1 pseudogene is annotated in these 1,832 nt (G+C 33.4%); it reads right to left on the minus strand.

Going from position 1 to position 1,832, the window contains the following annotated elements:
- Positions 1–1,832: pseudogene (locus AJN70_RS09690) on the minus strand (hypothetical protein); the annotation flags it as partial.

Genomic DNA, 1,832 nt, shown 5'->3' on the forward strand with positions numbered 1-1,832 from the left:
CTACAACCACAGTGTCTAATTTACCTGTATCTTTATCTGTAGAAACAACCCAATCTTCTATGACTATGCTACCAGATCCGCTATTAGTTAAATGATTGCCACTATTATCTTTATCTATGGTTCCTTGGTTATTAACAAAGATGGTTCCACCACCTTCATTTTTAATACCACTTGTAATAGTCGCATCAGAATCATTTTTTAAACTTAAATTATTATTACTTCTATTGAAGATATTACCATAAATAATTCCATTGTCAGTATTTAAAATACCACTTCCTTTTGCAGAAGCAATAAGACCTTCATTTTCAATAGTGATTCCGTATTCTTGTTTTTCTTGTCCTTCTTTTCCAATGGTTCCAGTATTTATAATACCCCCATTACCACCTTGGATAGTTCCAGATACATTGATGCTAGTATTTACTTGCTTACCGCCACCTATATAAATACCTGCATTACCACCTTCTAATCTACCCCCTGCTTTAACTTCAATGCCTTCACCCTCAATACCATTTTTACTTCCATCTATATGGATTGCATCATTGCCTGCTTTAATAACACCACCTTTTTCTATAGTGATTTTACCAATATTAACGGGCTTTTTATTTGTATCAAATGCATAAAAAGTTATACCATTGTTGCCTGCTTCTATAGTTCCTTTATTTGTAAGGGTTTCTATCTTGTTGCCATCACCTATGAAGATAGCATTGCCGTTTTGATTTTTGATTAGACCTGTGTTTTCAAAATTTTTAATAGTGGAGCTTGAAGTTCTCCAACTTTGAATGAATACTGCTCCTGATAATTGTTTGGCTCCAGATGTTCCTTCTATAGTACCAGTGTTTTTAAAATTATCTATAGTGGTACTTGATATATTTATACCTACTCTTCCTGAAAGAATACCTGAGTTATCAAAATTTGTTATAGTAGAACCAGAAAGATTTACCCCAGAGCTAGCAAACATAGCCCCATTAGGTCCTCCTGGATCTTTTCTTCCATCGCCTTTTAAGGTTCCGCTATTGATAAACGTTTGGATTGTAGAATAGCCAATATATATTGCTTGCGTATCCCAGTTATTTACATCTTGATTGCTGGTTTGAATAGTGCCACTATTATTAAGAGTTTGTACACTTGAATTATCTATGCTTATACCTCTATGTCCCTCGCTTTTAATGTTTCCACTATTGGTAATGGTTTTAACATCAGTATGATTAAATCGAACAGCTTCTTTATTTGTTGAAGTTGTTATAACTCCAGTATTGTTAAAATTATTAATCGTGGATTTATTATTAGCACCGCCTTCGAAAAAAACTCCTTTATCGCTTGAAGCTATAGTTCCACTGTTATCAAACTGATCCACAGTGAGAATTCCTGAGTTTTTATTTCCCCAAACTCCCATATAAATTTGACCATTAACTTGACCTATATTTTCAAAGGTATTGACAGTGATGGTTCCTGTGAGGTTATCTTGGCTATTTTGTATGGCTACTTTACCATTGATGGTTCCATTATTGGTAAGATTTGCAAGAGTAAGAGTATTGCCATTGTTAGTAGAAGCATAAATAATATTACCCGTATTACCTATACTACCTAAAGTTCCACCTGATCGAATTATTATGGTATGTGGACCTGAATCGGAAATGTTGATTGTGCTAGTTTCTGAACTACTTACAGTTGTATTGATTCTAGCTTGAGGACTATACATACTGGCTGATCTAGCTTTAGTATTTTTATTTGCTTCATCATAAGTTTTTATTTCAGAATTTAATGTAGCATTAGCACAACTCGCTAAGAAAGAAATAGTAGCTAAAGATAAAACTATCTTTTTAGAATTTAAA

The sequence above is a fragment of the Campylobacter sp. BCW_4341 genome (genome assembly GCF_001764255.1).
GTDB classification, from domain to species: Bacteria; Campylobacterota; Campylobacteria; order Campylobacterales; family Campylobacteraceae; genus Campylobacter_D; species Campylobacter_D jejuni.